General features: G+C 38.6%; 4 protein-coding genes. 2 read left to right on the plus strand and 2 right to left on the minus strand.

Going from position 1 to position 4,356, the window contains the following annotated elements:
* Positions 1 to 210: 210 nt before the first annotated feature.
* Entirely contained in the window at positions 211 to 1,653 is a 1,443-nt protein-coding gene (locus tag I6F53_RS19825; RefSeq protein WP_197240898.1) for an aminotransferase-like domain-containing protein, read from the minus strand.
* Between the two features lie 102 nt (positions 1,654 to 1,755).
* Between I6F53_RS19825 and I6F53_RS19830 the strand changes: the two genes are divergently transcribed.
* Positions 1,756 to 2,685, plus strand: coding sequence for a DMT family transporter (locus tag I6F53_RS19830; RefSeq protein ID WP_197240899.1), 930 nt, complete (start codon positions 1,756 to 1,758; stop codon positions 2,683 to 2,685).
* A gap of 37 nt (positions 2,686 to 2,722) precedes the next feature.
* Here the strand turns inward: I6F53_RS19830 and I6F53_RS19835 are convergent, their stop codons facing one another.
* Positions 2,723 to 3,592: a diacylglycerol/lipid kinase family protein gene (locus I6F53_RS19835; RefSeq protein WP_197240901.1), complete on the minus strand. Its 870-nt coding sequence runs from the start codon at positions 3,590 to 3,592 to the stop codon at positions 2,723 to 2,725.
* A gap of 327 nt (positions 3,593 to 3,919) precedes the next feature.
* Here I6F53_RS19835 and I6F53_RS19840 point away from each other — a divergent pair, with 327 nt between their 5' ends.
* Positions 3,920 to 4,060, plus strand: a complete 141-nt coding sequence (locus I6F53_RS19840; protein ID WP_004335040.1) for a hypothetical protein — start codon at positions 3,920 to 3,922, stop codon at positions 4,058 to 4,060.
* Positions 4,061 to 4,356: the final 296 nt, after the last annotated feature.

Genomic DNA, 4,356 nt, shown 5'->3' on the forward strand with positions numbered 1-4,356 from the left:
CATCCACTTCGAAGGTAGGTTAGATGGTGTGCTAGATATTTAGCAATTTAGGCTGACACAGAATTCTGAACGCCCTCGTAATGCAAGTGCCAGAACTTAAAGGTTACCAGTTATTTAGCTTTAAACTCAATTAATACAGTAAACGTTATTTAACATCCCTTTGGCAGCACTTAAGTTTACTTAAATGCTGCTTTTTTATGCTACAAAAACTTACTTTTTAGCTAATAAAGTGAGCTTACCCAGAGTAATAATTGCTTGCTCTATCTGCTCGCTCCACTGCACACCATAACTTAACCTTACACAGCTTTTATATTTATTAGAGGCTGAAAAAATAAGCCCCGGGGTTATGCTAATACCCACTTCAAGCGCAAGTAAAAATAACTTTTGGCTATCGTATTCGCCTCCTAAATCAAGCCACATTACGCAGCCTCCCTTAGGGTCGCTTATACGTGTGTTTTTTGGCATAGCTTGTTGTAAGCACCATCGCATACGCTCTTTGTTATCACGTAGGCGCTGCCTGAGTACTTTTAAGTTTCGGTCGTACTCGCCGCTGGCAATAAATTCTGATAACGCCCATTGATTTATTAACGAAGCAGAGCAACTTAGTGCTCTTTTATATCGCCTTGCTTGTGTTGCAAATTTACCGGCAACTAACCAACCTATACGATAGCTCGGCGCTGCCGTTTTAGAAAAAGATGAGCAACTGATCACTAATCCTTTTTTAGAATACGCTAAAGCAGGAGTGCCTCGTTTTGCCGTAAAATATAAATCGCCGTATACGTCATCTTCAATAAGCACTACGTCGTGGCTTTCAAGTAGCTCCACCAGCTGCTGTCTGTTTGTATCTGGCATAAAACTGCCCACGGGGTTACTAATAGCGGTTGAGAATAAACAGGCTTTTATATCATGCTCGTTTAAAGCACGTTCTAAATCGTTTAGCCAAATGCCGTTATCTGGACACAGTGGTATTTCGAGCGCTTTGAGGCCTAAGCTCTCTATTAGCTCTATAATACCGTGATAACAGGGCGTTTCTATGGCCACTATATCGCCTGGCTTTGTCACACATTTAAGCGCAATAGCCATGGCTTCCTGTGCACCATTGGTGATCACAAGCTCGTCCATATCAATACCAATGCCAAAATCTAGATAGCGATGCACTAATTGCTTTTTCAGCGGTACAAACCCATCTGTTGGGCCATAGTTTATGGCTTTACTGCCCGCAATTGTCATTACGCGGCGCATATTTCTGGCAAGTGCTTTATCGGTAGGTGCTGCGGCAATTGGGTTAGCGATACCAAAAGGGACTACGTTAGCTTGATGAATCGCGCTGTATACCTGCTCTATTAAGGCTTGTTTATTTACCACAACAGGCTCTCGACTTAACTTAACTCGCTTAGGTAAGTTATGCGCGGCGTTAACAGCTTTTAAAAAGTAGCCTGATTTTTCGCGTGCCTCTACTAGTCCTTGATCCTCAAGTGCTTGATACGCTTGTTTTACAGTGGGAATACTTATATTTAAGTTATCTGCCATTTTACGCAGTGATGGAAGTTTTTCGCCGGGGAGTAAAACTTGTTGAGCGCTCATATCTCTAATTAACTGAATAACTTGTTGATATAAAAAATCGTGCCCTTGGCTATTTTTTTGTCTTATCATCACACACCAAATCTGTATAGGTTACATTTTTACTTTTCTGTATATGGCAAGTATACAGATAGGTCTTAAAATAGCCATTCAATCGGGCTTTGAGGACTAACCATGAAAAGTGCAGCGTTATACATTACAACCGTTTTGATTTGGGGTTCTACTTGGTTAGCCATAGAATTTCAGTTAGGTGATATTGCGGTAGAGTTATCGTTATTTTATCGCTTTGCTATTGCAGCACTTTTAATGTGGTTGTATGTAGCGTACAAAAAACCCGACATGCGTTTCTCATTAGTCGATCATGGCTTTTTTGCTTTATTAGCTCTGTTTAACTTTGGTTTAAATTACTTAATGCTTTACTGGGCACAAAATTACCTCACCTCAGCCATGAGCTCTATTGCCTTTTCAATGCTGCTGGTTATGAACATAGTTAACACCCGATTATTTTTTGGTAAGCCAATCTCAAAGCGAATTTATACAGGTGCAGTACTCGCTGTATTAGGTATTACATGCCTATTTTGGCCACAGTTACAGCAGTTCGACTTAAGTAATGGTGTGTTGGTCGGGTTACTACTTGCCCTTGGTGGCACCTTTGTGGCTTCATTAGGAAATATGGTAAGCGTTCGAAATTCTCGTAAGCAAATTGGTGTATTACAAGGCAATGCATGGGGCATGTTATATAGCGCCGTGGGCTTAGCGCTATATGTATTAATGAATGATGTGCAATTTAGTGTAGACGCGCCACCGAGTTACTGGTTGTCATTACTTTACTTATCAATATTTGGCACCGTAATCGCTTTTGGTTGCTACTTTGCACTACTAAAAAATATTGGCCCTGAAAAAGCCAGCTACGTTATTGTTTTATTTCCATTAGTGGCAGTAACGCTAAGTAGCTTTTTTGAAGGGTTTGAATGGCACGCAAATACCTTTGCAGGATTTAGCCTAGTGCTATTAGGTAACGCCATTGTGCTTACCCCAACAAAACGAATTAATGCCTTTTTAGCAAATAGAGCAATAGCTAAAAGTGGCTCCATCCCCAGTTAGACGCGTTATTAACGCAACTAACACAAAAGCGCCTACTTTACTGTAGGCGCTTTTTTATTGGCATATGAAACAGTAAAGCGTGGCCATGCACACTAACAACTGCAGGAGTTTTACCTATCAGCTCACCATCTGCTTCAATCAATAACCCTTCAGTATTTATGAAAGCTGTACTTAAACGGCTATAGGTAAGGTTTTTTATATGCTGATGGCGCTTAAAAAATAATTTAATAAAACTTATTACATTATAAAAAAGCCCACCCGATCGCATTTGATAACACTCAAGCTTTCCATCTGTTAAATCAGCATTTGGCGCTATTTCTAAACCACCACCAAAAAATTTATGATTAGCAAATACGGTAATTAAATTTTGATACTGCCTAGCATCGTTATTAAACGTGCCGTGTAACTGCTGAGCTTGATAATAAAATAGCTCCTTTAGGCTCATCCAACTGTAATCAAAAGATGAAAAACTAGCTTTAGCCTCAATTGCTTTAACTACATGGGCATCAAACCCTACCCCTGCAATATTAATAAAATAGCGGCTATTAATTTTTCCTATATCAATTGCTGTCGGTGTATTAAATAATGCCTTTCGCCAATCATCTTCTTTGCAGCCAAATCCTCTAGAGAAATCGTTACCTGTGCCGCAGGGCAACAACGCTAACGAACAATTGCTCCCTATTAATGCATTAACCGCTAAGTTTAATGTGCCGTCTCCACCCAGTACGACTACTTTGGTAAATTTACTCAGTAATAAGCTTATTTGAGCACAGTCATTCTCAAAGTTTCCTGTTGTAGTAAATATATAATAAGAGAAACTACGTTTTTTACAGGTGTTTTTAAGCCACATTAGTGATTTTTCACTCTGTTTTTTAATGCTTGGTTTAATAATTATCAGTAGTGACAAGCTTTTGTATCCATGAATCTGTTTAAGGATAAAATAATAGGCGTTTAATTAAATTTTTTTAATCTGAATAACTAGTCAAAAAAGGCTATGTAAAATGCATATAACTAAATACAAAAAACAAATAACCCCAGCATTAAAGCAGGTAAAGCCCATTCACACGTAAATACATATGCAAAAATAATAATACAGCTTACTGAATCGCACGTTAATAAAATGAAATCGGATTAGTTTATCTAATCCCTCGGGCTCAATTTTTATCGTTGTATTTTTAATCAAACAACGTGCAAAATGCACGCGATTTCAACATATACAACCCGGAGCAAAATAATGAAACCAATTAACACATTAAATCAAACTGCAGCAGCTCAAGTAGCCGTTAAACCAACTAACCGTAAAGCAAGAATGTTAGCTAAACTTAACACAATTGGTAAAAGACTAGCACTTAGCGGCGCAGCTCAATATAAATAATCACTCAACCATGATTATTTTTGCGGTGCAGCAAACACCCAACCACTAAATGAAGTCACTTATTTAGCTCCCCTTTGTTTGCTGTAACCTATTTATTTTATTAAAAATTGCCTTAATTTCCCCTTATTTACAAAAAAAACCTCATTTACGTACATTTTTTAGGCAAACAGTCATTTTGCTATTTACACAGCGGTATCACCTAAGTATTATTCTGCGTCACGGAGAGATGGCAGAGTGGTCGAATGCACCGGTCTTGAAAACCGGCATGGGTTTATAGCCCATCTAGGGTTCAAATC

The organism is Pseudoalteromonas sp. SWN29 (assembly GCF_015864465.1).
Classification (GTDB): Bacteria; Pseudomonadota; Gammaproteobacteria; order Enterobacterales; family Alteromonadaceae; genus Pseudoalteromonas.

Coding starts and splice junctions, on each gene's coding strand:
- I6F53_RS19840 (WP_004335040.1), top strand. CDS start 3,920: ATGAAACCAATTAACACATTAAATCAAACTGCAGCAGCTCAAGTAGCC.
- I6F53_RS19830 (WP_197240899.1), top strand. CDS start 1,756: ATGAAAAGTGCAGCGTTATACATTACAACCGTTTTGATTTGGGGTTCT.
- I6F53_RS19825 (WP_197240898.1), bottom strand. CDS start 1,653: ATGATAAGACAAAAAAATAGCCAAGGGCACGATTTTTTATATCAACAA.